This window comes from Streptomyces sp. NPDC127197 (assembly GCF_042672405.1).
Classification (GTDB): Bacteria; Actinomycetota; Actinomycetes; order Streptomycetales; family Streptomycetaceae; genus Streptomyces; species Streptomyces flavusporus.
The window spans coordinates 65,102-88,764 of the sequence record NZ_JBHXVG010000013.1; the positions used below are offsets into that span (position 1 = coordinate 65,102).

Sequence of the window (23,663 nt, forward strand, 5' to 3'; positions counted from 1 at the left end):
CCGGCCGCCCGTCTGGCATAGGCCAACGGCAACGCGGACCCTCAGCGCCCGTTGAACGCATCCTTGAGCCGCGAGAACAGCCCTTGCTGCCCCGGCTGGAACTGCCCCTGAGGCCGTTCCTCGCCGCGCAGCTTGGCCAGCTCCCGCAGGAGGCGCTCCTGCTCGGGGTCGAGCTTGGTCGGGGTCTGGACCTCGACGTGGACGACCAGGTCGCCACGCCCGCCGCCGCGCAGGTGCGTGACGCCCCGCCCGTGCAGGGGGATCGACTGGCCGGACTGGGTGCCGGGGCGGATGTCGACCTCCTCCATGCCGTCGAGGGTCTCCAGCGGCACCTTCGTGCCGAGGGCCGCCGCCGTCATCGGGATCGTGACCGTGCAGTGCAGGTCGTCGCCGCGGCGCTGGAAGGTCGGGTGCGGCAGCTCGTGGATCTCGACGTACAGGTCACCGGCCGGACCGCCACCGGGGCCGACCTCGCCCTCGCCGGCGAGCTGGATCCGCGTGCCGTTGTCGACACCGGCCGGGATCTTCACCGTCAGCGTCCGACGCGACCGCACCCGGCCGTCGCCCGCGCACTCCGGGCACGGGTTGGGCACCACGGTGCCGAAGCCCTGGCACTGCGGACACGGCCGGGAGGTCATGACCTGCCCCAGGAACGACCGCGTGACCTGCGACACCTCACCGCGACCGCGGCACATGTCACACGTCTGGGCGGAGGTCCCCGGCGCCGCGCCCTCACCACTGCACGTGGCGCACACGATGGCCGTGTCGACCTGGATGTCCTTCGTCGTACCGAAGGCCGCCTCGTCCAGCTCGACCTCGATACGGATCATCGCGTCCTGGCCCCGGCGCGTACGCGAGCGCGGCCCGCGCTGCGACGCCGTACCGAAGAACGCATCCATGATGTCCGAGAAGTTCCCGAAGCCGCCCGCACCGAAGCCGCCGGCGCCCGCGCCGCCGCTCTGCGAGAGCGGGTCGCCGCCGAGGTCGTAGACCTGCTTCTTCTGCGGGTCCGACAGCACCTCGTAAGCGGCGTTGATCTCCTTGAACCGCTCCTGCGTCTTCGGATCGGGGTTGACGTCCGGGTGCAGCTCGCGAGCGAGCCGCCGGAAGGCCTTCTTGATCTCTTCCTGCGACGCGTCGCGGCGCACGCCGAGAACGGCGTAGTAATCCGTGGCCACTTACGACTCCGCCAGGATCTGTCCGACGTACCGTGCCACTGCGCGTACCGCTCCCATCGTTCCCGGGTAATCCATGCGGGTCGGTCCGACCACGCCGAGCTTGGCGACTGCCTCGCCGCCCGAACCGTAGCCGACCGACACCACCGACGTGGAGGTGAGTCCCTCATGGGCGTTCTCGTGCCCGATGCGCACGGTCATGCCCGAATCCTTCGCCTCACCAAGCAACTTGAGGAGCACGACCTGCTCCTCCAGCGCCTCCAGCACCGGCCGGATGGTGAGGGGGAAGTCATGTCCGAAGCGGGTCAGATTGGCGGTGCCGCCGATCATCAGCCGCTCCTCGGTCTGTTCGACGAGCGTCTCCAGGAGGGTGGAGAGTACCGTCTGGACCGTGCCGCGGTCCTCGACTTCGAAGGCCTCCGGCAGATCCTGCACCAACTGCGGCACGTCCGTGAAACGCCGGCCCGCGACCCTGCTGTTGAGCCGTGCCCGCAGATCCGCCAGGGACGACTCGCCGAACGGTGCCGGGCAGTCGACCATACGCTGCTCCACCCGGCCCGTGTCCGTGATCAGGACCAGCATCACGCGCGCGGGAGCCAACGACAGCAGCTCCACGTGCCGCACCGTGGACCGGGTCAGTGACGGATACTGCACCACCGCGACCTGCCGCGTGAGCTGCGCGAGCAGCCGCACGGTCCGGGCCACCACATCGTCGAGATCGACGGCACCGTCGAGGAAGTTCTGGATCGCGCGCCGCTCCGGCGCGGTCAACGGCTTGACCTCGGCCAGCTTGTCGACGAAGAGCCGGTAGCCCTTGTCCGTCGGGATGCGCCCGGCGCTGGTGTGCGGCTGGGCGATGTACCCCTCGTCCTCCAGGGCCGCCATGTCGTTGCGGACGGTCGCCGGGGAGACGCCGAGGCTGTGCCGCTCGGTGAGGGCCTTGGAGCCGACCGGCTCCTCGGTACCGACGTAGTCCTGGACGATGGCGCGCAGCACCTGAAGCCGTCGTTCACTGAGCATGGCGCACACCTCCAGCACGTCGTCCCCTTGGCGCTCCCCCTGGCACTCGGCGCATGCGAGTGCCAGCCTTACCCGGCCCAGTGTACGGCCGTCGGGTACGGCCCGGGCAAGGCCGGTCCTGCGAGGTCGTGGCATGCGGGCGCCTGGGGCTAGCGTCGCCGTATGACGGTGACTTGGGAAGAGCTCGGGTGGGAGCGGCTGGCGGCCGGTGTCGGCCGGTGCCGCCTGCCCGGCTGGGACTGCACGGTGGGGCTGGTGGTCGGCCGGGGCGCGGCGCTGCTGATCGACGCCGGGTCGAGCCTTGCGGAGGGGGCCCGGCTGCGGGCGGAGGCGGAGGAGCTCGCCGGGCACCGTGTGACCCATCTCGCGCTCACCCATCCCCACTTCGACCATGTCTTCGGGGCGGCCGCGTTCGCGGGTGCGGAGGTGTTCGGGGCGGTCGGTGTGGACGCCGTGCTCGGCGGGCGGCGCGGCCGCGAGGAGCTGCGCGCGGACGCCGTCCACAACGGCCTCGACGCGGATACGGCGCAGGAGGCGGCCGACACCCTGGTGCCGCCCCGGCATCATGTCAGCGGCGAGTGGACCCTCGACCTGGGCCCCGACCGCCAGGTCCTGCTGGCCAACGTAGGCCCCGCCCACACGGCCCACGATCTGGTGGTGCTGGTCCCGGGTGACCCGGAGGTGGTCTTCTGCGGTGACCTGGTCGAGGAGTCCGGCGAACCGCAGGCGGGCTCCGACGCCGTACCGTCCCACTGGCCCGCCGCCCTGGACCACCTGCTCGACCTCGGCGGCGCGGACGCGCTGTACGTGCCCGGACACGGAGCGGTGGTGGACGCAGCGTTCGTACGGCGGCAGCGCGACGCCCTGGCGACGCGTTTCGGCGTGTCATAGGCACCGCCCGCCGGCTTCTCCTATCGTCATCCGAATGCGCCCGCCCGTCTCCCGCCACCACCCCTCCAACGAGGGCCCTTCGGGCCCGCACCCCCGTTCGTACTCTCCGGACCTGACCCCGCCGTGGAAGAAGCCCCAGCCCGTCCCGGAGGTCCCGGCCGAACCCGGCCTGGTGGTCGAGGAACCCGGCACCGGATTCTGCGGCGCGGTGATCCGCTGCGAGGCGGGCACGGTCACCCTGGAGGACCGCTTCGGCAAACACCGGGTGTTTCCGCTGGAGCCACGCGGGTTCCTGCTGGAGGGCCGGGTGGTGACGTTGGTGAGACCTGCTTCCCGTCCGGTACGTCCCACCCGTACGGCATCCGGTTCGGTCGCCGTCCCTGGCGCACGCGCGCGCGTGGCCCGCGCCGGCCGCATCTATGTCGAGGGCCGGCACGACGCCGAGCTGGTCGAGAAGGTCTGGGGCGACGACCTGCGCATCGAGGGCGTCGTCGTGGAGTACCTGGAGGGCATCGACGACCTGCCGTCGATCGTCGACGCCTTCGCCCCCGGCCCCGACGCCCGGCTCGGCGTCCTGGTGGACCACCTGGTGCCGGGCACCAAGGAGTGGCGCATCGCGGAGGCGGTGACCAGCGAGCACGCGCTCGTCGTCGGGCACCCGTACATCGACATCTGGCAGGCGGTGAAGCCGTCGTCGCTGGGGATCGCGGGGTGGCCGCGGGTGCCGCACGGGCAGGACTGGAAGACGGGCGTGTGCCGGGCGCTGGGGTGGCCGGAAAACACCGGTGCGGCTTGGCAGGGAATTCTGGGGCGGGTGCGGTCTTACCGGGATCTGGAGCCGGAGCTGTTGGGACGGGTGGAGGAGCTGATCGACTTCGTCACGGGTAGCGGTGGGGCTTGACGTCCTTGACCTCACCCGCCGGAGTGATCAGTCCACCAGGTCCCTGACCACCGCATCCGCCAGCAGCCGCCCGCGCAGCGTCAGCACCGCGCGGCCCTGCTCGTACGGTGTCTCCTGGAGGAGCCCCTCCGACAGCGCCCGGCGCGCAGCCGCCAGCCCCGCCTCCCGCAGCAGCGACAACGGCACCCCCTCCCGCAGCCGCAGCTCCAGCAGGATGCGCTCCACCCGGCGGTCCTCGTCGGAGAGGACCTCACGTCCTGCCCCCGGCGACCGTCCCGCAGCCAGCGCCGCCGCGTAAGCGCCGGGATGCTTCACGTTCCACCACCGCACGCCCCCGACGTGACTGTGCGCCCCCGGTCCCGCGCCCCACCAGTCCGCGCCGCGCCAGTACAGCTCGTTGTGCAGGCAGCGGGCGGATTCGGACGTGGCCCAGTTGGACACCTCGTACCAGTCGAAGCCGGCCTCGGACAGCCGCTGCTCCGCGATCAGGTACCGATCGGCGTGCACGTCGTCGTCCGTCATCGGTATCTCGCCCCGGCGGATGCGACGCGCCAGCTGCGTGCCCTCCTCGACGATCAGGGCGTACGCGCTGATGTGGTCCGGCCCGGCGCCCAGCGCGGCGTCCAGCGACGCCCGCCAGTCGTCGTCCGACTCGCCCGGCGTGCCGTAGATCAGGTCCAGGTTGACGTGCTCGAAGCCCGCCGCGCGGGCCTCCGCCACGCACGCCTCGGGACGCCCCGGCGTGTGGGTACGGTCCAGCACACGCAGCACATGCTGCTTCGCGCTCTGCATGCCGAAGGAGACGCGGTTGAAGCCGCCGTCCCGGAGCGTGGCGAGATACGCCGGGTCGACGGACTCCGGATTCGCCTCCGTCGTGACCTCCGCGTCCGACGCCAGCCCGAACTCGTCCCGGATCGCCCCCAGCATCCGTACGAGATCGTCGGCTGCCAGCAGCGTGGGCGTACCGCCCCCGACGAAGACCGTGCGGACCTCGCGCGGGTCGTCGCCGAGGACCTTGCGGGCCAGGCGGATCTCGTCGATCAGGGTGTCGGCGTAGTTGTCGCGGGAGGCGAGGACGCCGCCCGTGCCGCGCAGCTCGGTCGCCGTGTAGGTGTTGAAGTCGCAGTAGCCGCAGCGGGTCGCGCAGTACGGGACGTGCAGGTAGAACCCGAGGGGGCGGTCCGCGGCCCCGGCGAGCGCGGGCGCGGGCAGCGCGCCGTCGTCGGGGACGGGCTCGCCGTCGGGGAGTGCGGAAGGCATGTCCTCCATTGTCCAGCACCCGAATGACGTACTACTCCGCCTGCAGGACCAGCAGGGCCAGGTCGTCCTCCGGCGGGCGCCCGCCGAAGTCGTGCACCAGCCGTTTGATCCGCTCCGCGATCAGCTCGGCGCTCAGCCCCGCGCAGCCGGCCAGTGCCGTCGCCAGCCCGTCCCCGTCGTCGAACTGGCGCGAGCCGCAGCGCCGCTCGGTCACGCCGTCCGTGACGCACAGCAGGCTGTCGCCGGGCCGCAGCTCGAACGTCTCACTCGTGTACGTCTCGTCCTCGACGACCCCGAGGAGGGTCTGCGGCTGCGCGGCCGTACGGACGTCGCCGTCGGAGCCGAGGAGCAGCGGCAGGGGGTGTCCGGCGGAGGCGAGGGTGCAGCGGACTCCGCCGTCGAAGGGGACCAGCTCGCCGTAGAGGAGGGACAGGAAGCGGGTCTGCGGGCCGTCGCCGGGGCCGACCGGGCCCACCAGGGCGCGGGCGGCCGCGTCCGCGGCCTCCGTGGCGTCGTCGAGGAGGAGCTGGTTGAGGCGGTCGAGGACGTCGGCGACGCGGTAGCCCTCGCGGGCCAGCAGCCGCAGCCAGGGGCGGGCCAGGCCGATGACGACGGCGGCCTCGGGGCCCTTGCCCTGGACGTCGCCGACGGCGAAGCACCAGCGGCCGTCGCCGGCCGGGAACAGGTCGTAGAAGTCGCCGCTCGGTCCGCCCTTGTCGCAGGGCTCGTAGACGAGGGCACTGCGTACGCCGGGGATCTCGGCGACGGCGCCGGGCAGCAGTCCGCGCTGGAGTACGGCACTGATGGTGGCCTGCCGGGCGTACTGCCGGGCCGCGCCGATGGCGAGCGCCACGCGGCGGCTGAGGTCCTCGACGAGCCCGGTGATCTCGTCCGGGAACCGCGGGACGCCGACCCGCCCGATGACGAGCGTGCCGAGCGGCCGCCCACCGGCGACCAGCCGGTACGCCAGGGCGGCCCCCTCCGCTTCGTGGCCCTCCTCCCCGGCCTGCTCGCCTCCCGCGCCGGACGCCGCCGCGGCACCGGAAACGTCCCGCCCGGCGAGCGCACGGCTGTCGGCCTGCGCCCCAGGAATGTCAAGGGCCTTACCAGCCCCAGCACCATCCGCCCCGCGGACCCCGAGACCCTCTCCAGGCCACGGATAAGCCACCGGCCCCGCCGATAACCCGTCCGACGGACGCGGCGGTTCCTGCTCCAGGCACCGGCGGAGTTCCTCGATGCGTTCCTCGCTGCTGTGCCAGACCCGGGCCAGCCGCGGCCCGGGCGCCCCGGTGGCGTCGCCCCAGCCACCCCGGCCGCCCAGCGCCTCGTCCTCCAGCCACACCGCGCACCAGTCGGCCAGCCGCGGCACGATCAGCTGGCCGGTGAGCGCGGCGACGAGGTCCTCGTCGAGCTGTCCGGCGAGCAGGTCGGAGGCCTCGGCGAGGAAGGACAGCGCGCCCCGGCCCAGCCAGTCCCGGTCCCGCTCGGACCGATGGGGCTCGGGCGCGAGGAGTTCGGCACCGGGAAAGCCCGTCCGTTCCAGGGCGTCGGCGTCCGCGCTCCCCTCGGCCGGCACCCGCGCCCACACCGTCTTGGCGCCCCGGCGATAGCTGACGCCCCAGGCCTCGGACATCGCGGAGACGAGGCGCAGCCCGCGGCCGTACTCCGCGGCCTCGTACGCCGCTTCGCTCTCCCCGTCGCGCGGCGCACGCGAGGGGTGGTGGTCGCAGACCTCCACGACGACGGCGCCCGACTCGGGCTGCAGGCAGCAGACCAGCTCGACGTCGGTGCCGGCGTGCACCACGGCGTTGGTGACGAGCTCACTGACGACGACCATGGCGTCATGGGCCAGCCGGTCGGTCAGCCGGTCCGCGCCGGGCAGCCCGAGACCCGCCCACTGCTGGAACGCCACCCGCAGCAGACCGCGCGCGGCGCCCGGCGCGAGCGGGCCGCCGTGCAGGGTGGCGCGCATCCGTGCGGCGTCCTGCGGCCCACCCTCGTACGCCGGCGGGTCAAAGGCGTGCGCAGGCACATCAGAGGCAAGGGAAACGGTCTCCCGCTGCGCCGGAATGGCCCCCATCTACAGCTCCCCGAGCAGTTCGGACGAATACGCCTCGATCGTTGCCGACAGGGTGACAGATGAGGCACGCCCATAAGCGCGGAGTTACCGAAGTGGGCCGCCATGGGCGGGAACCGTGCTACGGGTGCGTTCGAAGCCCGACAGAAGCCGGACAGATTCGAGCACCCGCAGACGGACCCGACACTTCCCGGAGGACCGGCCGCTACGCCTCCCGCGTCCCGGCGTACATCTCGTCCAGCAGGTGCTGGTACTCCCGCTCGACGACCGGCCGCTTCAGCTTCAGGCTCGGCGTGATCTCGCCGTGCTCCACGTCCAGGTCCCGCGGCAGCAGCCGGAACTTCTTGACCGTCTGCCACCGCTGCAGCCCGGCATTGAGCTGCTGCACGTACCCGTCGACCATCTCGACCGTGGCCGGCGCGGCAACGACCTCGGCGTACGACTTGCCCTCCAGCCCGTTCTCCTTGGCCCACTGCAGGATCGACGGCTCGTCGAGCGCGATCAGCGCGGTGCAGAAGTTCCGGTCCGCGCCGTGCACGAGGATGTTGGAGACGTACGGACACACCGACTTGAACGACCCCTCGATCTCGGTCGGCGACACGTACTTGCCGCCCGAGGTCTTGAACAGGTCCTTCTTCCGGTCGGTGATCCGCAGATATCCGTCGGGCGACAGCTCGCCGATGTCACCGGTGTGGAACCAGCCGTCGGCCTCCAGCACCTCGGCGGTCTTCTCGGGCAGCCCGTGGTAGCCCTCCATGATCCCGGGGCCGCGCAGCAGGATCTCGCCGTCCTCCGCGATGCGGACCTCCGTGCCGGGCAGCGGCTTGCCGACCGTGCCCGTCCGGTAGGCCTCGCCGGGGTTGACGAAGGACGCCGCGGAGGACTCCGTGAGCCCGTAGCCCTCCAGGATGTGGATGCCGGCGCCGGAGAAGAAGAATCCGATCTCCGGGGCCAGCGCGACCGACCCCGACACACACGCCCGCAGCTGCCCGCCGAAGGCCTCCCGCAGCTTGGAGTAGACGAGCGCGTCGGCGACCTTGTGCTTGGCGCCGAGCCCGAAGGGGACGGACGCGGTACCGGTGCGGCGGAAGTTGTCCTGCGAGACCTTGGCGTACTCGCGGGCGACGCCGGCCGCCCACTGGAAGATCTTGTACTTGGCGGGGCCGCCGGCCCGGGCCTTCGCGGCGACGCCGTTGTAGACCTTCTCGAAGATGCGGGGCACGGCCGCCATGTACGTCGGCTGCACCACCGGCAGATTCTCGATGATCTTGTCGACCCGCCCGTCGACCGCGGTGACGTGCCCGACCTCGATCTGCCCGGAGGTGAGCACCTTGCCGAAGACATGCGCGAGCGGCAGCCACAGGTACTGCACGTCCTCCGCACTGATCAGCCCGGTCGCGGCGGTCGCCTTCGCCATGTACGACCAGTTGTCGTGCGGGAGGCGGACACCCTTGGGCCGGCCGGTGGTGCCGGAGGTGTAGATCAGGGTGGCCAGCTGGTCCTTGGTGATCGCGCCGACCCGCTCCTTGATCAGGTCGGGGTCCTTCTCCAGCCGGGCCGCGCCCCGGGCCTCCAGATCGGCGAGGCTGAGCACCCAGTCGCCGGTCTCCACGCCGTCGGCGTCGATGACCACGACATGCGTGAGCCCGGGCAGCTCGGCGCGCTTCTCCTGCGCCTTGGCCAGCTGCTCGGCGTTCTCCGCGACGAGGACCCGGCTGCCGGAGTCGGCGAGGATGAACGCCGACTCGTCGGCGTTGGTCTGCGGGTAGATCGTGGTGGTGGCCGCGCCCGCGCACATGATGCCGAGGTCGGCGAGGATCCACTCGATCCGGGTGGCGGAGGCCAGGGCGACCCGCTGCTCCGGCTGGACGCCCAGCTCGATCAGCCCGGCGGCGATCGCGTACACCCGCTCGGCGGTCTGTCCCCAGCTCAGGGACTTCCAGTCGTCCGGCCCCTGGCCGGAGGCCGGCGGGACCGGGTAGCGGTATGCCTCGGCGTCCGGTGTGGCCGCCACGCGCTCCAGGAAGAGGCCCGCGACGGACGGCGGACGGTTCTCGATCAAAGTCTGTGTGTCGCTCACGACATCCTCCGGGGCCCGCGACAGTGCGGCTGGCTCAGGGCGGCATGCGCCTTCGGTGCGGCAGTTTTCACTCGCGCGCTGTTGTTTAACTCGCGAGTAACTATCGAGCAGGGATCAGGGTAGAGGCCGACCGGCCACTGCGTAAGACTCCGCGCTTTGTCACTTCCTCCAGAAGGACGGCCGTATGCATGCAACAGGGGCCCGCCGTCGTGGACGGCAGGCCCCTGTTGCGCATGATTTGTGAGGTATTCGTTTGTTACCGGCGGCTACTTCTTGCCCTTGGCCGATCCCGCGCTGTCATCGCTGGAGAGCACCGCGATGAAGGCCTCCTGCGGAACCTCCACGGAACCCACCATCTTCATCCGCTTCTTGCCTTCCTTCTGCTTCTCCAGCAGCTTCCGCTTACGGGAGATGTCACCGCCGTAGCACTTGGCGAGGACGTCCTTGCGGATGGCGCGGATGGTTTCGCGGGCGATCACCCGGGAACCGATGGCGGCCTGCACCGGCACCTCGAAGGCCTGCCGCGGGATCAGTTCCTTGAGCTTGGCGACGAGCCGCACGCCGTACGCGTACGCCTGGTCCTTGTGGGTGATCGCCGAGAAGGCGTCGACCTTGTCGCCGTGCAGCAGGATGTCGACCTTGACGAGGCTGGAGGTCTGCTCGCCGGTGGGCTCGTAGTCCAGCGAGGCATACCCGCGGGTCTTGGACTTCAGCTGGTCGAAGAAGTCGAAGACGATCTCGGCCAGCGGCAGGGTGTACCGGATCTCGACCCGGTCCTCGGACAGGTAGTCCATGCCGAGGAGGGTGCCGCGCCGGGTCTGGCACAGCTCCATGATCGAGCCGATGAACTCGGTCGGCGCGAGGATCGTGGCGCGTACGACCGGCTCGTACACCTCGTTGATCTTGCCCTCGGGGAACTCGCTCGGGTTGGTGACGGTGTGCTCGCTGCCGTCCTCCATCACGACCCGGTAGACCACGTTCGGCGCGGTCGCGATCAGGTCGAGGCCGAACTCGCGCTCCAGCCGCTCCCGGATCACGTCGAGGTGCAGCAGGCCCAGGAAGCCGACGCGGAAGCCGAAGCCGAGGGCGGCGGAGGTCTCCGGCTCGTAGACGAGGGCGGCGTCGTTGAGCTGGAGTTTGTCGAGGGCCTCACGCAGCAACGGGTAGTCGGAGCCGTCCAGCGGATACAGGCCGGAGAAGACCATCGGCTTGGGGTCCTTGTAGCCACCGAGCGCCTCCGTGGCGCCCTTGGCCTGGCTGGTGACGGTGTCACCGACCTTGGACTGCCGGACGTCCTTCACACCCGTGATCAGGTAACCGACCTCGCCGACGCCGAGCCCGTCCGCCGGGAGCATCTCGGGCGAGCTGACGCCGATCTCCAGCAGCTCGTGCGTCGCGTTCGTGGACATCATCCGGATCCGCTCACGCTTGTTGAGCTGCCCGTCGATCACACGCACGTACGTCACTACACCGCGGTAGGAGTCGTAGACCGAGTCGAAGATCATGGCCCGCGCGGGCGCGTCCGCGACACCGACGGGCGCCGGGATCTCGGCGACCACCTTGTCGAGCAGGGCCTCGACGCCGAGTCCGGTCTTGGCGGAGACCTTCAGCACGTCGTCCGGCTCACACCCGACCAGGTTGGCGAGCTCCTCGGCGAACTTCTCCGGCTGCGCGGCCGGCAGGTCGATCTTGTTCAGTACGGGGATGATCGTGAGGTCGTTCTCCATCGCCAGGTACAGGTTGGCGAGGGTCTGCGCCTCGATGCCCTGGGCGGCGTCGACGAGGAGGATGGTCCCCTCGCAGGCGGCGAGCGACCGCGAGACCTCGTACGTGAAGTCGACGTGCCCTGGGGTGTCGATCATGTTGAGGATGTGCGTGTTGCCCTTGTCGTGGGTCGGCGCCCAGGGCAGGCGCACGGCCTGGGACTTGATCGTGATGCCGCGCTCGCGCTCGATGTCCATCCGGTCGAGGTACTGAGCACGCATCTGCCGCTGCTCGACCACACCGGTCAGCTGGAGCATCCGGTCGGCGAGCGTGGACTTGCCGTGGTCGATGTGCGCGATGATGCAGAAATTGCGGATCAGAGCCGGGTCGGTACGGCTCGGCTCGGGCACATGGTTAGGGGTCGCGGGCACGCAGGGTCCTGATTCTTGAGGTATCCGCAGGTAACGGTCTCGGGTCGGATCGATACGTAGTCTCCATGGTCCCACGGGCCGGGACCGGCGACCGGTTTGGGCCACCAAGAGGGCCACTGGTAGCCTGGGTGGCTGTGCCTCATGCCCTCTCAGCGCGAGGCGCACCCCAAGAAAATCACCGGTGCGGGTCCCGTGCGGCCTCGTGCCAGAACCTGAAAAGGCTCATTCGTGGCGAACATCAAGTCCCAGATCAAGCGGATCAAGACCAACGAGAAGGCTCGGCTGCGCAACAAGGCCGTCAAGTCCTCCCTGAAGACCGCGATCCGCAAGGCCCGTGAGGCTGCTGCCGCGGGTGACGTCGAGAAGGCCACCGAGTACCAGCGCGCTGCCGCGCGTCAGCTCGACAAGGCCGTCTCCAAGGGCGTCATCCACAAGAACCAGGCCGCCAACAAGAAGTCGGCGCTGGCTTCCAAGGTCGCTGCCCTCAAGGGCTGAACCTCTCATCTGGTCTGATCGTCGGCAGGACCCAGAGCGGGCCCTCTCTCATCCGCTCCCGACCGGCACCCCGAGTCCGTACGCGGCCTGCGTTCGCCACGCGGGTACGGGCTCACCAGCTTGAACCGAAGGCCCCGGCACCTCGCTCTTCCCCGGAGCGGGCGCCGGGGCCTTCGGTGTGAGCGGGCCGAGCGGGCCGATGCGCGGTCACGACCAGAAGTCGTTGCCCTTGTCGATGTCCGCGACGCACTCGTCGAGATCGCTCATCTTGTCTCCGACGATCCGGAAGACGATCGCTCCGTCCTCGTCGAGGCGCTTGCCCTGGCGCTCCGCCGTGATGTGATGCACGGCAACCGCGTGACCCCGGCCGTCGACGAGTACGGTGCGCAGCTCGACCTGCATCGTCCCCGCCGTCTCCTGGAAGAGCCGGCCGTACATGTCGATGACCGCGTCCTGCCCCTTGAAGTCACCCGACAGGGGGTGGCTGCCGGGCACATGGTGCGTGCAGTCCGACGTCATCAGCCCTCGCAGGGCGTCCATGTCACCACGCGTGAAGGCCTCGTAGCCCTTGCGGACGAGAGTTGCGTGCGGGTGCTCAGCCATGCCTGATCGCCACCTTTCCCATGTCCGGCGATGTACGGCTGATACACCCGATTCTCCTCCGTTCACCCCGTCACTGCCGCCAGGGAACACTGGGAACGTGGGGGAATGCCTGGAAAAACGCCGGGGAACTATGCCCGCCCTCTCGACCGAGCCGCCCGCGCGATCGTCACGACCGCCTTCTCCAGGGCGTACTCGGGATCGTCCCCGCCGCCCTTCACCCCGGCATCGGCCTCGGCAACCGCCCGCAGGGCGACCGCGACCCCGTCCGGCGTCCACCCCCGCATCTGCTGCCGCACCCGGTCGATCTTCCACGGCGGCATACCCAGTTCCCGCGCGAGATCGGCCGGCCGCCCGCCGCGCGCCGAGGACAGCTTCCCGATCGCCCGCACCCCCTGCGCGAGCGCACTCGTGATCAGCACCGGCGCCACTCCGGTCGCCAGCGACCAGCGCAGCGCCTCCAGGGCCTCCGCCGCCCGCCCCTCGACCGCCCGGTCGGCGACCGTGAAGCTCGATGCCTCGGCCCGCCCGGTGTAGTACCGCCCGACCACCGCCTCGTCGATGGTCCCCTCGACGTCCGCGGTCAGCTGGGACACCGCGGACGCCAACTCCCGCAGATCGCTCCCGACGGCGTCGACGAGCGCCTGGCAGGCCTCGGGCGTGGCCGACCGCCCGAGCGCACGGAACTCACTTCTGACAAAGGCCAGCCGGTCCGCCGGCTTCGTCATCCTGGGGCAGGCCACCTCCCGCGCGCCCGCCTTGCGCGCGGCGTCCAGCAGCCCCTTGCCCTTGGCTCCGCCCGCGTGCAGCAGCACGAGGGTGATCTCCTCGGCGGGCGTCCCCAGATACGCCTTCACGTCCTTGATCGTGTCGGCGGACAGGTCCTGCGCATTGCGTACGACGACGACCTTGCGCTCCGCGAAGAGCGACGGGCTGGTCAGCTCCGCGAGTGTGCCGGGCTGCAGCTGGTCCGGCGTCAGGTCACGTACGTCCGTGTCGGCGTCGGCGGCCCTGGCGGCGGCCACCACCTCCTGCACGGCACGGTCGAGCAGGAGGTCCTCCTGGCCCACGGCAAGCGTCACGGGGGCGAGAGGGTCGTCATTCGCAGTCTTCCTGGCCATCGCGACAAGCATCCCACGGGCCACTGACAACGGGGTCCGGGCCAAGGGGGCCACGCCACGGGGTGCCACACGTCAAGGTTGGGCCACGCCAAGGAGGCCACGCCACGGGAGACGACCGCGCCAAGGAGGCCACGCCAAGGGAGACCACGCCAACCGGATCCGCGCCACTCCGCCCGGCAGGGCTACGGTTCCTCCCGCCACCCGTCCCACTCCCCCGCGAACTCGTCCAGCTCGCCGGGATCCAGCCGCCCCTCCTCGTCCCGCAGCACGACCAGCCACTGCGCGTCCTCGGCGTCGTCCTCACCGGCCAGCGCGTCCCGCAGCAGTCGCGGCTCCTCGTCCAGCCCGAACCGCTCCCCGAGCGCCTGGGCCACCTCTTCCGCGGCATCGCGGTCCGGCAGCACCAGCACATGTCTCGCATCACTCACGGCAGCCATTTTCCGGCACCGCTCCCGGAATCGAACAAGCAGGTCAGCCCGCCCGGCCGGGATGCCGCACGGCAGGCACCCGGTCCAGCTCGATCCCGAACCGCTCCCGGTACACCGCGAGCACCTCCTCGTCCCCGGCGAGCTCCCGCTCGTCGCGCTTCCCGTCGGCTGCCGTCACCTTGAGCCGCCGCCCGCTCAGCGTGATCCGCCCACCGTCCTCCGTGACCCGCGAGCAGACCAGCGACTTCCCGAAATGCGACTCCGGCGACGTGCTGTGCCACCAGGCCCCGGTCACGAAGTCTCCGAGCACCCGCGGCCGCAGATCCAGCCGGTACACGGGGTTGCCGTCCCTGACGACGTCCAGGTCGGCCGCCCCGGCCGCACCCGCAGCGCCCGGGCCGCCCCGTACGCCCGCCGCGTCCGGCCCCGCCTCGACGATCCGGAAGATCCCACCGGGATCCGTCTGTTCGCGGGTCTCCTCGAAGGCCAGCGGATAGTGGAAGTGCGCACCGAACCCGACGTCGGCGAGCCACTCGCCCGCGTCGACCGTCCGCACCCGCAGCGCGAGGTGGTCGTACGGGATCCCAAGCCGCCTCCCCTCCCCGTACACGCGTCCCGCCAGCAGCGTCACGTCGTACCCCAGCGCGCCGAGCAGCGCGCCGAACGCCCCGTTCAGTTCGTAGCAGAACCCGCCGCGCCGCGCCCCCACCACCTTGTCCAGCAGCCGCTTCTCCTCCAGCACGATCTTCTCGCCGAGGTGGATCGACAGGTTCTCGAAGGGCACGGTCTGCAGATGGCGCAGATGCAGTTCGCGCAGAACGTCGACGGTGGGCCAGGCCGGGTTTGCGACCCCCAGGCGGCGGAGGTAGGCATCAACCTGTGCGGAGTTCATGCCTTCAGTCTCGCGCCACGCGCAACTCCGCGCCCGCACCGACGACCGCCATCGCCCCGTCCAGATCCGTCCGCAGCACCGCCGCTCCCCCGTCCCGCAGCGCAGCGACCGTGCTGGGAGCGGGATGTCCGTAGGCGTTGTCCGCACCGCAGGAGATCAGCGCCAGTCGCGGGGCCGCCCGGCGTATCAGGTCCGGGTCCTGGTAGGCGGAGCCGTGGTGGGCCACCTTGAGCACGTCCACGCCGCCCAGCACCCCGGCCGCCGGTGACCGCAACAAGGCCTGCTGGGCCGGGGGTTCGAGGTCCCCGAGCAGCAGCATCCGCAGCCCTCCCGACCGTACGAGCAGGGCGACACTGGCATCGTTCGGACCGTCCGGGACCGGTGCCGGACGCGGCGGCGGCCACAGCACCTGCCAGGACAGGTCCCCGGTGCGCCGCTGCTCCCCCGCGAGGGCATGCCGGACCGGAATCCCCCGGGCAGCCGCCTGTCTTCTGACGAACTCCGCCTGGTCCGAGGGTTCTTCGAACCCCGTCGTCTCGACCGCCCCCACCGCCCGCCCCCGCAGAACGCCGGGCAGCCCGGCCACATGGTCGGCGTGGAAGTGGGTGAGGACCACCAGGGGGATCCTGGTGATGCCGAGGTCGCGCAGGCACCGGTCGACCAGCCTCGGGTCCGGGCCCGCATCCACGACGACCCCGGTTCCCTCGCCCGCCGCGAGCACCGTCGCGTCGCCCTGCCCCACGTCGCACATCGCCAGCCGCCAGCCCGGCGGCGGCCAGCCCGTGATCACCCTGGTCAGCGGCGGCGGCTGCACCACGGCCAGCGCCAGCAGCGCCCCGCAGGCCGCGCACAGCCACGGGTGCCTCAGCAGCCGCCGGCCGACGACCACGACGCCCACCGTGACCAGGGCGAGCAGTGCCGCCCCGGCCCAGCTGCCCGGCCAGTCCACTCCGGCGCCGGGCAGCGCCGCCCCGGTCCGGGCGACGTCCGCGATCCACCCGGCAGGCCAACTCGCGCCCCACGCCAGCGCCTTGGCCACCGGCATCGCCACCGGCGCTGCCGCGAGTGCCGCGAAGCCCAGTACCGTGGCCGGCGCGATCGCGAACTCCGCGAGCAGGTTGCAGGGCACCGCCACCAGGCTCACCCGCGCCGACAACACCGCGACGACCGGCGCGCACAGCGCCTGCGCCGCGCCCGCCGCGGCCAGCGCCTCGGCGAGCCTGGGCGGCACCCGGCGCCGTTGCAGCGCGGCGCTCCAGCGAGGCGCGAGGGTGAGCAGAGCGCCGGTGGCCAGCACCGACAGCAGGAAGCCGTAACTGCGGGCCAGCCAAGGGTCGTACAGCACCAGCAGCAGCACTGCCATGGCCAGTGCCGGGATCAGCGATCTGCGGCGACCGGTCGCCAGGGCGAGCAGTGCCACGGCTCCGCAGGCCGCGGCCCGCAGCACGCTCGGGTCGGGTCTGCACACGACCACGAAGCCCAGCGTGAGCGCTCCGCCGAGCACCGCGGTCGCCCGGAGCGGGATGCCGAGCCGGGGTGCGAGGCCACGGCGCTCACTGCGCTGCGCCAGGCCGGGCGGCCCCAGGAGCAGGGCGAGAATGATCGTGAGGTTGTTCCCGGACACGGCGAGTGTGTGCGCGAGGTCGGTCTCCTTGAAGGCCTCGTCCAGCTCCGGTGTGATCCGCGAGGTGTCCCCGACGACCAACCCCGGCAACAGCGCACGCGCGTCCGCCGGCAGTCCGTCGGTGGCCTCCCGCAGCCCCTGACGCAACCGCCCCGCGAGCCGTTGCGCCCCCGACGGCTCCCCCACCACCTCGGGCACCGGCTGATCCCGGACCCGCAGCACCGCCGCGATCCGGTCGCCGCCCACCGCAGCGGGCGCCAGCCGCCCGGTCACCCTGACCCGCGTGGAGGGCAGCAGCTTGAGCCACTCACGCCCGGCACCCCGCTCGGCGTCGACGATCACCAGTACCGGTGTCCGCGTCACCGTCGGCGTCCCTGGCGTCACCTCCACGCCTCGCACCTGCGCGTGCAGCAGCACGGAGGCCGGAGCCAGGCGATTTCCCGAGACGCGGGGCCGGGTCAGCCGGGGATCGGAGGTGACCTCCACCTCGGCGGACACCCAGGCGAACTGCCGCGCCAGCCCCGGCACCGGCCCCCGGCGCAGGTCCGCCCCGTGCAGCCCGGCCGACGCTGCGGCCGCGGCGACACAGAGCAGCACGGCGGCGACCGGGACACGCGGCCGCGGCCGCTCGACCGCCGGACGCCGGTCTCTTCCGCCCCATCGGCCTCTTTCACCCCTTCCGACCCGCCGCCGGAGCAGCAGCCCACCGGCCACGGCCAGGCAGGTGACCACGACACCGGTGAGCAGTCCCGGCGCGGCATGCAGCGCCAACGCCGCGGTCGCCCACGCCGCGAGGGCGGGCGGTACGAGGCGGAGGTCCGTCGGGCCCTCCTGCCGCGGATGGGCGGCTCCCAGCCGCTTGCCGGAGGCCGCGTGCACGGCTCGACGGGCGACGAGAGAAACGCCCTGGCCTTGCTCCTGCTCCTGCTCCTGCTCCTGCTCCTGCCTCATGGCCGTACCAGATCCCGCAGGTCGGCGAACCGTCGCTCGCCGATGCCGTTGACCTCCCGCAGTTCGTCCACCGAGCGGAAGCCACCGTGCTGCGTGCGGTAGTCGATGATGTGCTGCGCGAGCACGGGGCCGACGCCGGGCAGCGTGTCGAGCTGTTCCACCGTGGCGGTGTTCAAGGAGACGGGTCCCGCCGGGACCCCGGGTGCTGCTCCCGCGGGTACTCCGGCGGGGGCACCCGGTGCCGACACGGGTGGGGGTCCGCCGACGACCACTTGCTCACCGTCCACGAGGAGGCGTGCGCGGTTGAGGCCGTCGATGTCCGTGCCGGGACGCACCCCACCGGCCGCGCGCAGTGCGTCGGCGACCCGCGAACCGGCCGGCAGCCGGTGAATCCCGGGTTCGCGCACCTTTCCGCTGACGTCCACCACGATCTCGGCAACGGGCGTGCCGGTGGCGCCGGCCGGGCCTGGCGGCGAGCCCGACGCGGCAGGCTCGGCCTCCTGAACTCCGTACGGAGCCGCCGCCTTGACCACCTCGGGCGCCTGCACGGACTGCGTCCGCCCCGTCCAGAAGTGCTGCACGGCGAAGCCGGCGGCGACGACGAGCACCACGGTGAGCGCAAGCACGCTCCGCCGCTCCAGGCCACACCTCGCCTGCAACCACAGCGGCATCCGCTCCCGCACGGCAAGTCCGGCCCGCTCCCGCCAGGACCCGGCCCCCGCCCCGACAGGCGCAGTTGACGTCTCCTCGCCACCGGGGTTCGCCTCCGGCCCCCTGGCCTCCCCAGAACTTGACCGCTCCTCGACCGGAGGCCCCGCTCCCGACTCCCGCCATTCCCCGGCCCGTTCGGCGAAGAGCACCTCGGCCCGTCGACGGAGTTCCTCTGCGGACGCATGCCGACTGCGGCTCCGGCCCCGCGCCGGTGGACGGCGACGGTGATGGCGATGACGATGGAGGGTACGGCCGTCGGAGGCGGGACCTCGGCCCGGTCCGCTGGTGACGGATGCTGCGCGAGTGCGTGATCGAAGTGCCATGCGACGAGGATCCGGCACTGCCGCACCCTCGCGATGATCTTGCTCAATTCCCGGGGACTACCGCCCAGTTGTGGAAAACCTCGCCACCCACACGGGTGAACACAGCGTGCCGACGCCCCCTCACCGCGGCGACACCACAACGCCCAGCAACCCGGGCCCCGTATGCGCCCCGATCACCGCCCCCACCTCACTCACATGCAGGTCGGCCAGCCCCGGAACCCGCGCCCGCAAGCGGTCCGCCAGGGCCGACGCGCGGTCGGCCGCGGCGAGATGGTGGACGGCGATGTCGACCTGCGCACCGCCCGCCCGCTCGGCCGCGATCTCCTCCAGCCGGGCGATCGCCTTCGACGCCGTGCGGACCTTCTCCAGGGGTTCGATACGGCCGCCGTTCAGCTGGAGCAGCGGCTTCACGGCGAGCGCGGAGCCGAAGAGCGCCTGCGCGGTGCCGATCCGGCCGCCGCGGCGCAGATAGTCGAGGGTGTCGACATAGAAGTAGGCGGACGTCCCGTCGGCCCGTTTCTCCGCGGCCGTGACCGCCTCGTCCACCGTGCCGCCCGCGTCCACCGCGTCCGCCGCGGCCAGCGCGCAGAAGCCGAGCGCCATCGCGATCATCCCGGTGTCCACCACGCGCACCGGCACCGGAGCCTCCCGTGCCGCCAGGACCGCCGCGTCGTAGGTGCCGGACAGTTCGGCGGACAGGTGCAGGGAGACGATGCCGGTGGCGCCGGCCTCGGCGACCTTGCGGTAGGTCTCGGCGAAGAGTTGGGGGCTGGGGCGTGAGGTGGTGACGGGGCGTCGCTTCTGGAGCGCCTGGGCCAGGGAGCGGGTCGAGATCTCGGTGCCCTCCTCGAGGGCCCGGTCACCGAGGACCACGGTCAGGGGCACCGCGGTGATGCCATGGCGCTCCATCGTCCGTGGCGGCAGGTAGGCCGTTGAATCGGTGACGATCGCGACATGGCGGGACATGAGCTGGAGGTTACCTGGCGTAGCGCCCGGGCGGCAGCCCGGCCCTCTCACCTGTGCCGGGGCCGGCCTCGGCTCGCCACGGAAACGGGCGGGAGCGGGAGGTTCAGGTCGTGCTCTCGGGGCGGGGCTTCTTCTGCCAGGGGTAGGTGGGGCGCGGGCCCGGCGGGGTGATGGCGGGGCGTGTCGGTTCCTCGGCCGTGTTCGGCTGCGGGGTTTCCGGCCAGGTCTGCTGGGGCGCCGCCGCGTCGGCCGCCGGTGCCTCCGGCCACGGGGGCGGCGTCGCCGAGGTGTCGGAGGTGGTCCAGTGCCGCAGGGCGCCGGCCTCGACGTCGATCTGTGTGCTCAGGGAGTCCAGGTCGTCGTCCGCGAAGCGGTGGGCCCGGTCGCGGGCGGCCCAGCGCAGTGAGTCGGCCGACCGTGTGATGCGCTCGGTGCGCTCGCGCAGCGTGGGCAGCCGCTCGGCGAGCGTCGTCCGGTCCGGTTCGGACTCCAGGCGCCTGAGTTCGTCGTCCAGTTCGTGCCCGTGCGCGCTGAGCCGTTGGAAGAGACCGAGGGCCTCCTTCAGGGATTCGTCCTCGGCCGCACCCGCGTGCAGCGCGTCCTGGGTGGCCCGCATCGATGTCCGCAGTGACAGCCGCAGCTGGGCGATCTCGCCCGCGGGGCCGGGCTGGGCGAAGGACTTGGCTCGCAGCGTGTGGTCCTCGACGGTGCGGCGGGCCTGCGTGATGGTGCGGTCCACGCCGCGCTTGGCGGCGCCGACGACCTTCACGGTGGCATAGGCGCCGAGCACCACAAAGAGCACGAGGAGAAGGGCGAACACTGCGAACACTGCTTCCACGATGCTCCTCCTCAACCCCGCCGCGGCCGGCACCGCGTCGCTCTTCAACGGTAAACGAGGCGGGCAGGCCCGGAGTTCCAGGAGAACCCCGAACCTGCCCGCACAGAACCCCGAACCTCCCCGCACGGACCAGCGAACCAGCCCTTAGGGGACGACCGTCAGCCGCAGCCGCCTACGCCGGAACGATGTTCACCAGCTTCGGCGCCCGCACGATCACCTTGCGGATCCCGGCCCCGCCCAGCGCGGCGACGACCTTCTCGTCGGCCAGTGCCGCCTTCTCCAGCTCCTCCTCGGAGATGGCCGGCGACACCTCCAGCCGCGCCTTGACCTTTCCCTTGACCTGCACGACACAGGTCACGGTCTCGTCGACCACGTACGCCGGGTCGGCGACGGGGAAGTCCTGGTGCACCACCGAATCGGTGTGCCCCAGCTTCCGCCACAGCTCCTCGGCGATGTGCGGCGCCAGCGGCGCGACCATCAGCACCAGCGGCTCGGCGACAGACCGCGGCACCGGGCCTCCCGCCTTGGTCAGGTGGTTGTTCAGCTCGGTGACCTTGGCGATGGCGGTGTTGAACCGCATGCCCTCCAGGTCCCCGCGCACACCGTCGATCGCCTTGTGCAGCGCCCGCAGCGTCTCCTCGTCGGGCTCCCCGTCGACGACCGTCACCTCACCGGTGGCCTCGTCGACGATGTTGCGCCACAGCCGCTGCAGCAGCCGGAACTGGCCCACCACCGCGCGCGTGTCCCACGGCCGGGAGACGTCCAGCGGGCCCATCGCCATCTCGTACAGCCGCAGCGTGTCGGCACCGTACTCGGCGCAGATCTCGTCCGGAGTGACCGCGTTCTTCAGGGACTTGCCCATCTTGCCCAGCAGCCGGGAGACCTTCTCACCCTGGTAGTAGTAAGCGCCGTCGCGCTCCTCCACCTCGGCGGCCGGCACCGCGATACCGCGGCTGTCGCGGTAGACGTAGGCCTGGATCATGCCCTGGTTGAACAGCTTGTGGAACGGCTCCGCCGAGGAGACGTGCCCCAGGTCGTACAGCACCTTGGACCAGAAGCGCGCGTACAGCAGGTGCAGCACGGCGTGCTCGGCGCCGCCCACGTACAGGTCGACGCCGCCGTGCGGCTGACCCTCGCGCGGACCCATCCAGTATTGCTCGATCTCCGGGTCGACCAGCTTCTGGTCGTTGTGCGGGTCCAGGTAGCGCAGCTCGTACCAGCAGGAACCGGCCCAGTTGGGCATGGTGTTGGTCTCGCGCCGGTACTTCTTCGGCCCGTCGCCCAGGTCCAGGGTGACGTTGACCCACTCCTCGTTGCGCGACAGCGGCGTCTCGGGCTGGGTGTCGGCGTCGTCCGGATCGAAGGTGCGCGGCGAATAGTCCTCGACCTCCGGCAGCTCCAGCGGCAGCATCGACTCGGGCAGCGCGTGGGCGATGCCCTCCTCGTCGTAGACGATCGGGAAGGGCTCGCCCCAGTAGCGCTGGCGGCTGAACAGCCAGTCGCGCAGGCGGAAATTGACGGTGCCCTCGCCGATGCCCTTGCGCTCCAGCCACTCGGTGATGCGCGCCTTGGCGTCGACGACGCCCAGGCCGTCCAGGGAGATCTCGTCGTTGGCGGAGTTGACGATCTTCGCGTCGTACGACGAGAAGGCGTCCTCCCATGTCGAGGTGTCCGTACCACGACCGTCGGTCGGCTCGACGATGCAGTGGATCGGCAGCTCGAAGGCGCGCGCGAACTCGAAGTCGCGCTGGTCGCCCGCCGGAACGGCCATGATCGCGCCGGTGCCGTAGCCCATCAGGACGTAGTCGGCGATGAAGACGGGGACCTGCTCGCCGTTGACCGGGTTGGTCGCGTACGCGCCGATGAAGACGCCGGTCTTGTCCTTGGCCTCGGCCTGCCGTTCGACGTCGGACTTCGAGGCGGCCTGCGCGCGGTACGCGGCGACGGCCTCGGCCGGGGTCGCGTGGCCGCCGGTCCACACCTGGTGGGTGCCCTCGGGCCATTCCTGGGGCGTGAACTTCTCGACCAGGGGGTGCTCGGGCGCCAGCACCATGTAGGTCGCGCCGAACAGGGTGTCCGGGCGTGTGGTGAAGACCGTGATGCGCTCGCCGTCGATCGGGAAGTCGACGCGGGCGCCCTCGGAGCGGCCGATCCAGTTGCGCTGCTGCAGCTTGATGGCCTCGGGCCAGTCCAGCTGCTCCAGGTCGTCCAGCAGCCGGTCGGCGTACGCCGTGATGCGCATGTTCCACTGGCGCAGCTTGGCCTTGAAGACGGGGAAGTTGCCGCGCTCGGAGCGGCCGTCGGCGGTGACCTCCTCGTTGGCCAGCACGGTTCCCAGGCCGGGGCACCAGTTGACCGGCGCGTCGGAGGCGTACGCCAGGCGGTACTCACTCAGGACGTCGGCGCGCTCGGCGGCGCTCAGCTCGTTCCAGGAGCGCCCACCGGGCAGCGCGCGCTCGCCGCTGACGAACTGGGCGATCAGCTCGGAGATCGGGCGGGCCTTGTTCGCCTCGTCGTCGTACCAGGAGTTGAAGATCTGCAGGAAGATCCACTGGGTCCACTTGTAGTAGTCCGGGTCGATCGTCGCGAACGACCGGCGCTTGTCGTGGCCCAGGCCCAGCCGGCGCAGCTGGGACTTCATGTTCTCGATGTTGGCCTCGGTGGACACGCGCGGGTGCGTGCCGGTCTGCACGGCGTACTGCTCGGCGGGCAGGCCGAAGGCGTCGAAGCCCAGGGTGTGCAGGACGTTGTGGCCGGTCATCCGCTGGAACCGGGCGAACACATCGGTGGCGATGTAGCCCAGGGGATGGCCGACGTGCAGGCCCGCACCGGAGGGGTACGGGAACATGTCCATGATGAACTTCTTGGGCTTGGCGACCGTCTCGGGGTCACCCGCCAGGTCACCCTCGGGGTTCGGGGCCGCGTAGACACCCTCGGCGTCCCAGAAGTCCTGCCAGCGTGCCTCGATCTCGGCCGCCATGGCGGCCGTGTAGCGGTGCGGCGCGGCCTCCGCCGGCACGGCTGCGGCGGCAGCGGGGTTCGTCTCGCTCATGATCCTCAAAGCTCCATCGATCGTCTCTGCCAGCGGCTGTCACGTCAGGAAACGAAAAATCCCCTCGCACAGGAGGGGACGCCGCGCCGATTCCGGCCCACTCGGTTGACCCGGTGGCCGGGA

Annotated in this window: 18 protein-coding genes; 3 read left to right on the top strand and 15 right to left on the bottom strand. The window is 71.4% G+C overall.

The window, feature by feature from the left end:
• Positions 1-41: 41 nt before the first annotated feature.
• Both dnaJ and hrcA read right to left on the bottom strand, forming a co-directional pair.
• Positions 42-1,178: a molecular chaperone DnaJ gene (gene dnaJ, locus ACFVJQ_RS21515; protein ID WP_365758892.1), complete on the bottom strand. Its 1,137-nt coding sequence runs from the start codon at positions 1,176-1,178 to the stop codon at positions 42-44.
• On the bottom strand, positions 1,179-2,195 hold the full coding sequence (gene hrcA / locus ACFVJQ_RS21520) for a heat-inducible transcriptional repressor HrcA (RefSeq protein WP_224740168.1): 1,017 nt from the start codon (positions 2,193-2,195) through the stop codon (positions 1,179-1,181).
• Between the two features lie 162 nt (positions 2,196-2,357).
• Here hrcA and ACFVJQ_RS21525 point away from each other — a divergent pair, with 162 nt between their 5' ends.
• Together ACFVJQ_RS21525 and ACFVJQ_RS21530 are read left to right on the top strand one after the other, a co-directional pair.
• Positions 2,358-3,086, top strand: a complete 729-nt coding sequence (locus ACFVJQ_RS21525) for an MBL fold metallo-hydrolase (RefSeq protein WP_385513777.1) — start codon at positions 2,358-2,360, stop codon at positions 3,084-3,086.
• A 34-nt stretch (positions 3,087-3,120) separates the two neighbouring features.
• The gene (locus ACFVJQ_RS21530) at positions 3,121-3,987 is read left to right on the top strand and encodes a DUF3097 domain-containing protein (protein ID WP_385513778.1); all 867 of its coding nucleotides are present in this window, start codon (positions 3,121-3,123) and stop codon (positions 3,985-3,987) included.
• Positions 3,988-4,014: 27 nt separating this feature from the next.
• Here ACFVJQ_RS21530 and hemW read toward each other — a convergent pair whose 3' ends face one another.
• The 4 genes from hemW to lepA all read right to left on the bottom strand — a co-directional run bounded on the left by hemW (position 4,015) and on the right by lepA (position 11,539).
• A complete protein-coding gene (gene hemW, locus ACFVJQ_RS21535) occupies positions 4,015-5,247 on the bottom strand; it encodes a radical SAM family heme chaperone HemW (RefSeq protein WP_385513779.1) in 1,233 nt (410 codons plus the stop codon).
• Positions 5,248-5,278: 31 nt separating this feature from the next.
• Positions 5,279-7,327: a SpoIIE family protein phosphatase gene (locus ACFVJQ_RS21540; RefSeq protein ID WP_385785900.1), complete on the bottom strand. Its 2,049-nt coding sequence runs from the start codon at positions 7,325-7,327 to the stop codon at positions 5,279-5,281.
• A 202-nt stretch (positions 7,328-7,529) separates the two neighbouring features.
• Entirely contained in the window at positions 7,530-9,404 is a 1,875-nt protein-coding gene (locus ACFVJQ_RS21545; protein ID WP_385513781.1) for an AMP-dependent synthetase/ligase, read from the bottom strand.
• A gap of 266 nt (positions 9,405-9,670) precedes the next feature.
• Positions 9,671-11,539 (bottom strand): translation elongation factor 4, encoded by a 1,869-nt coding sequence (gene lepA / locus ACFVJQ_RS21550; protein WP_224740162.1) that lies wholly within the window; start codon positions 11,537-11,539, stop codon positions 9,671-9,673.
• 228 nt (positions 11,540-11,767) lie between these two features.
• Between lepA and rpsT the strand changes: the two genes are divergently transcribed.
• Positions 11,768-12,034, top strand: a complete 267-nt coding sequence (rpsT, locus tag ACFVJQ_RS21555; protein ID WP_009188551.1) for a 30S ribosomal protein S20 — start codon at positions 11,768-11,770, stop codon at positions 12,032-12,034.
• A 207-nt stretch (positions 12,035-12,241) separates the two neighbouring features.
• Here the strand turns inward: rpsT and ACFVJQ_RS21560 are convergent, their stop codons facing one another.
• From ACFVJQ_RS21560 to leuS, 9 genes are all read right to left on the bottom strand, one after another.
• The gene (locus tag ACFVJQ_RS21560) at positions 12,242-12,637 is read right to left on the bottom strand and encodes a nuclear transport factor 2 family protein (protein ID WP_385513782.1); all 396 of its coding nucleotides are present in this window, start codon (positions 12,635-12,637) and stop codon (positions 12,242-12,244) included.
• A 128-nt stretch (positions 12,638-12,765) separates the two neighbouring features.
• Complete coding sequence (gene holA, locus ACFVJQ_RS21565; RefSeq protein ID WP_385513783.1) at positions 12,766-13,755, bottom strand: DNA polymerase III subunit delta; 990 nt, start codon at positions 13,753-13,755, stop codon at positions 12,766-12,768.
• Positions 13,756-13,937: 182 nt separating this feature from the next.
• On the bottom strand, positions 13,938-14,183 hold the full coding sequence (locus ACFVJQ_RS21570) for a hypothetical protein (RefSeq protein ID WP_224740161.1): 246 nt from the start codon (positions 14,181-14,183) through the stop codon (positions 13,938-13,940).
• Between the two features lie 43 nt (positions 14,184-14,226).
• Positions 14,227-15,075: an arylamine N-acetyltransferase gene (locus tag ACFVJQ_RS21575; RefSeq protein ID WP_385513784.1), complete on the bottom strand. Its 849-nt coding sequence runs from the start codon at positions 15,073-15,075 to the stop codon at positions 14,227-14,229.
• Positions 15,076-15,079: 4 nt separating this feature from the next.
• Positions 15,080-17,578 carry a ComEC/Rec2 family competence protein gene (locus ACFVJQ_RS21580; RefSeq protein WP_385786095.1) on the bottom strand — a complete coding sequence of 833 codons (2,499 nt, stop codon included), beginning with the start codon at positions 17,576-17,578 and terminating at the stop codon, positions 15,080-15,082.
• A 68-nt stretch (positions 17,579-17,646) separates the two neighbouring features.
• Positions 17,647-18,684: a helix-hairpin-helix domain-containing protein gene (locus ACFVJQ_RS21585; RefSeq protein WP_385785907.1), complete on the bottom strand. Its 1,038-nt coding sequence runs from the start codon at positions 18,682-18,684 to the stop codon at positions 17,647-17,649.
• Between the two features lie 120 nt (positions 18,685-18,804).
• Positions 18,805-19,650 (bottom strand): DegV family protein, encoded by an 846-nt coding sequence (locus ACFVJQ_RS21590; RefSeq protein WP_385785910.1) that lies wholly within the window; start codon positions 19,648-19,650, stop codon positions 18,805-18,807.
• Positions 19,651-19,753: 103 nt separating this feature from the next.
• Positions 19,754-20,488, bottom strand: coding sequence for a hypothetical protein (locus ACFVJQ_RS21595; protein ID WP_385513788.1), 735 nt, complete (start codon positions 20,486-20,488; stop codon positions 19,754-19,756).
• Between the two features lie 172 nt (positions 20,489-20,660).
• Entirely contained in the window at positions 20,661-23,540 is a 2,880-nt protein-coding gene (gene leuS / locus ACFVJQ_RS21600; protein WP_385785913.1) for a leucine--tRNA ligase, read from the bottom strand.
• Positions 23,541-23,663 lie beyond the last annotated feature (123 nt).

Excerpts from the sequence above, each read along its gene's own strand:
- ACFVJQ_RS21575 (WP_385513784.1), bottom strand. The coding sequence starts at position 15,075 with ATGAACTCCGCACAGGTTGATGCCTACCTCCGCCGCCTGGGGGTCGCA.
- ACFVJQ_RS21525 (WP_385513777.1), top strand. The coding sequence starts at position 2,358 with ATGACGGTGACTTGGGAAGAGCTCGGGTGGGAGCGGCTGGCGGCCGGT.
- hrcA (WP_224740168.1), bottom strand. The coding sequence starts at position 2,195 with ATGCTCAGTGAACGACGGCTTCAGGTGCTGCGCGCCATCGTCCAGGAC.
- holA (WP_385513783.1), bottom strand. The coding sequence starts at position 13,755 with ATGGCCAGGAAGACTGCGAATGACGACCCTCTCGCCCCCGTGACGCTT.
- ACFVJQ_RS21560 (WP_385513782.1), bottom strand. The coding sequence starts at position 12,637 with ATGGCTGAGCACCCGCACGCAACTCTCGTCCGCAAGGGCTACGAGGCC.
- leuS (WP_385785913.1), bottom strand. The coding sequence starts at position 23,540 with ATGAGCGAGACGAACCCCGCTGCCGCCGCAGCCGTGCCGGCGGAGGCC.
- ACFVJQ_RS21540 (WP_385785900.1), bottom strand. The coding sequence starts at position 7,327 with ATGGGGGCCATTCCGGCGCAGCGGGAGACCGTTTCCCTTGCCTCTGAT.
- ACFVJQ_RS21585 (WP_385785907.1), bottom strand. The coding sequence starts at position 18,684 with ATGGCACTTCGATCACGCACTCGCGCAGCATCCGTCACCAGCGGACCG.
- ACFVJQ_RS21590 (WP_385785910.1), bottom strand. The coding sequence starts at position 19,650 with ATGTCCCGCCATGTCGCGATCGTCACCGATTCAACGGCCTACCTGCCG.
- hemW (WP_385513779.1), bottom strand. The coding sequence starts at position 5,247 with ATGCCTTCCGCACTCCCCGACGGCGAGCCCGTCCCCGACGACGGCGCG.
- ACFVJQ_RS21530 (WP_385513778.1), top strand. The coding sequence starts at position 3,121 with ATGCGCCCGCCCGTCTCCCGCCACCACCCCTCCAACGAGGGCCCTTCG.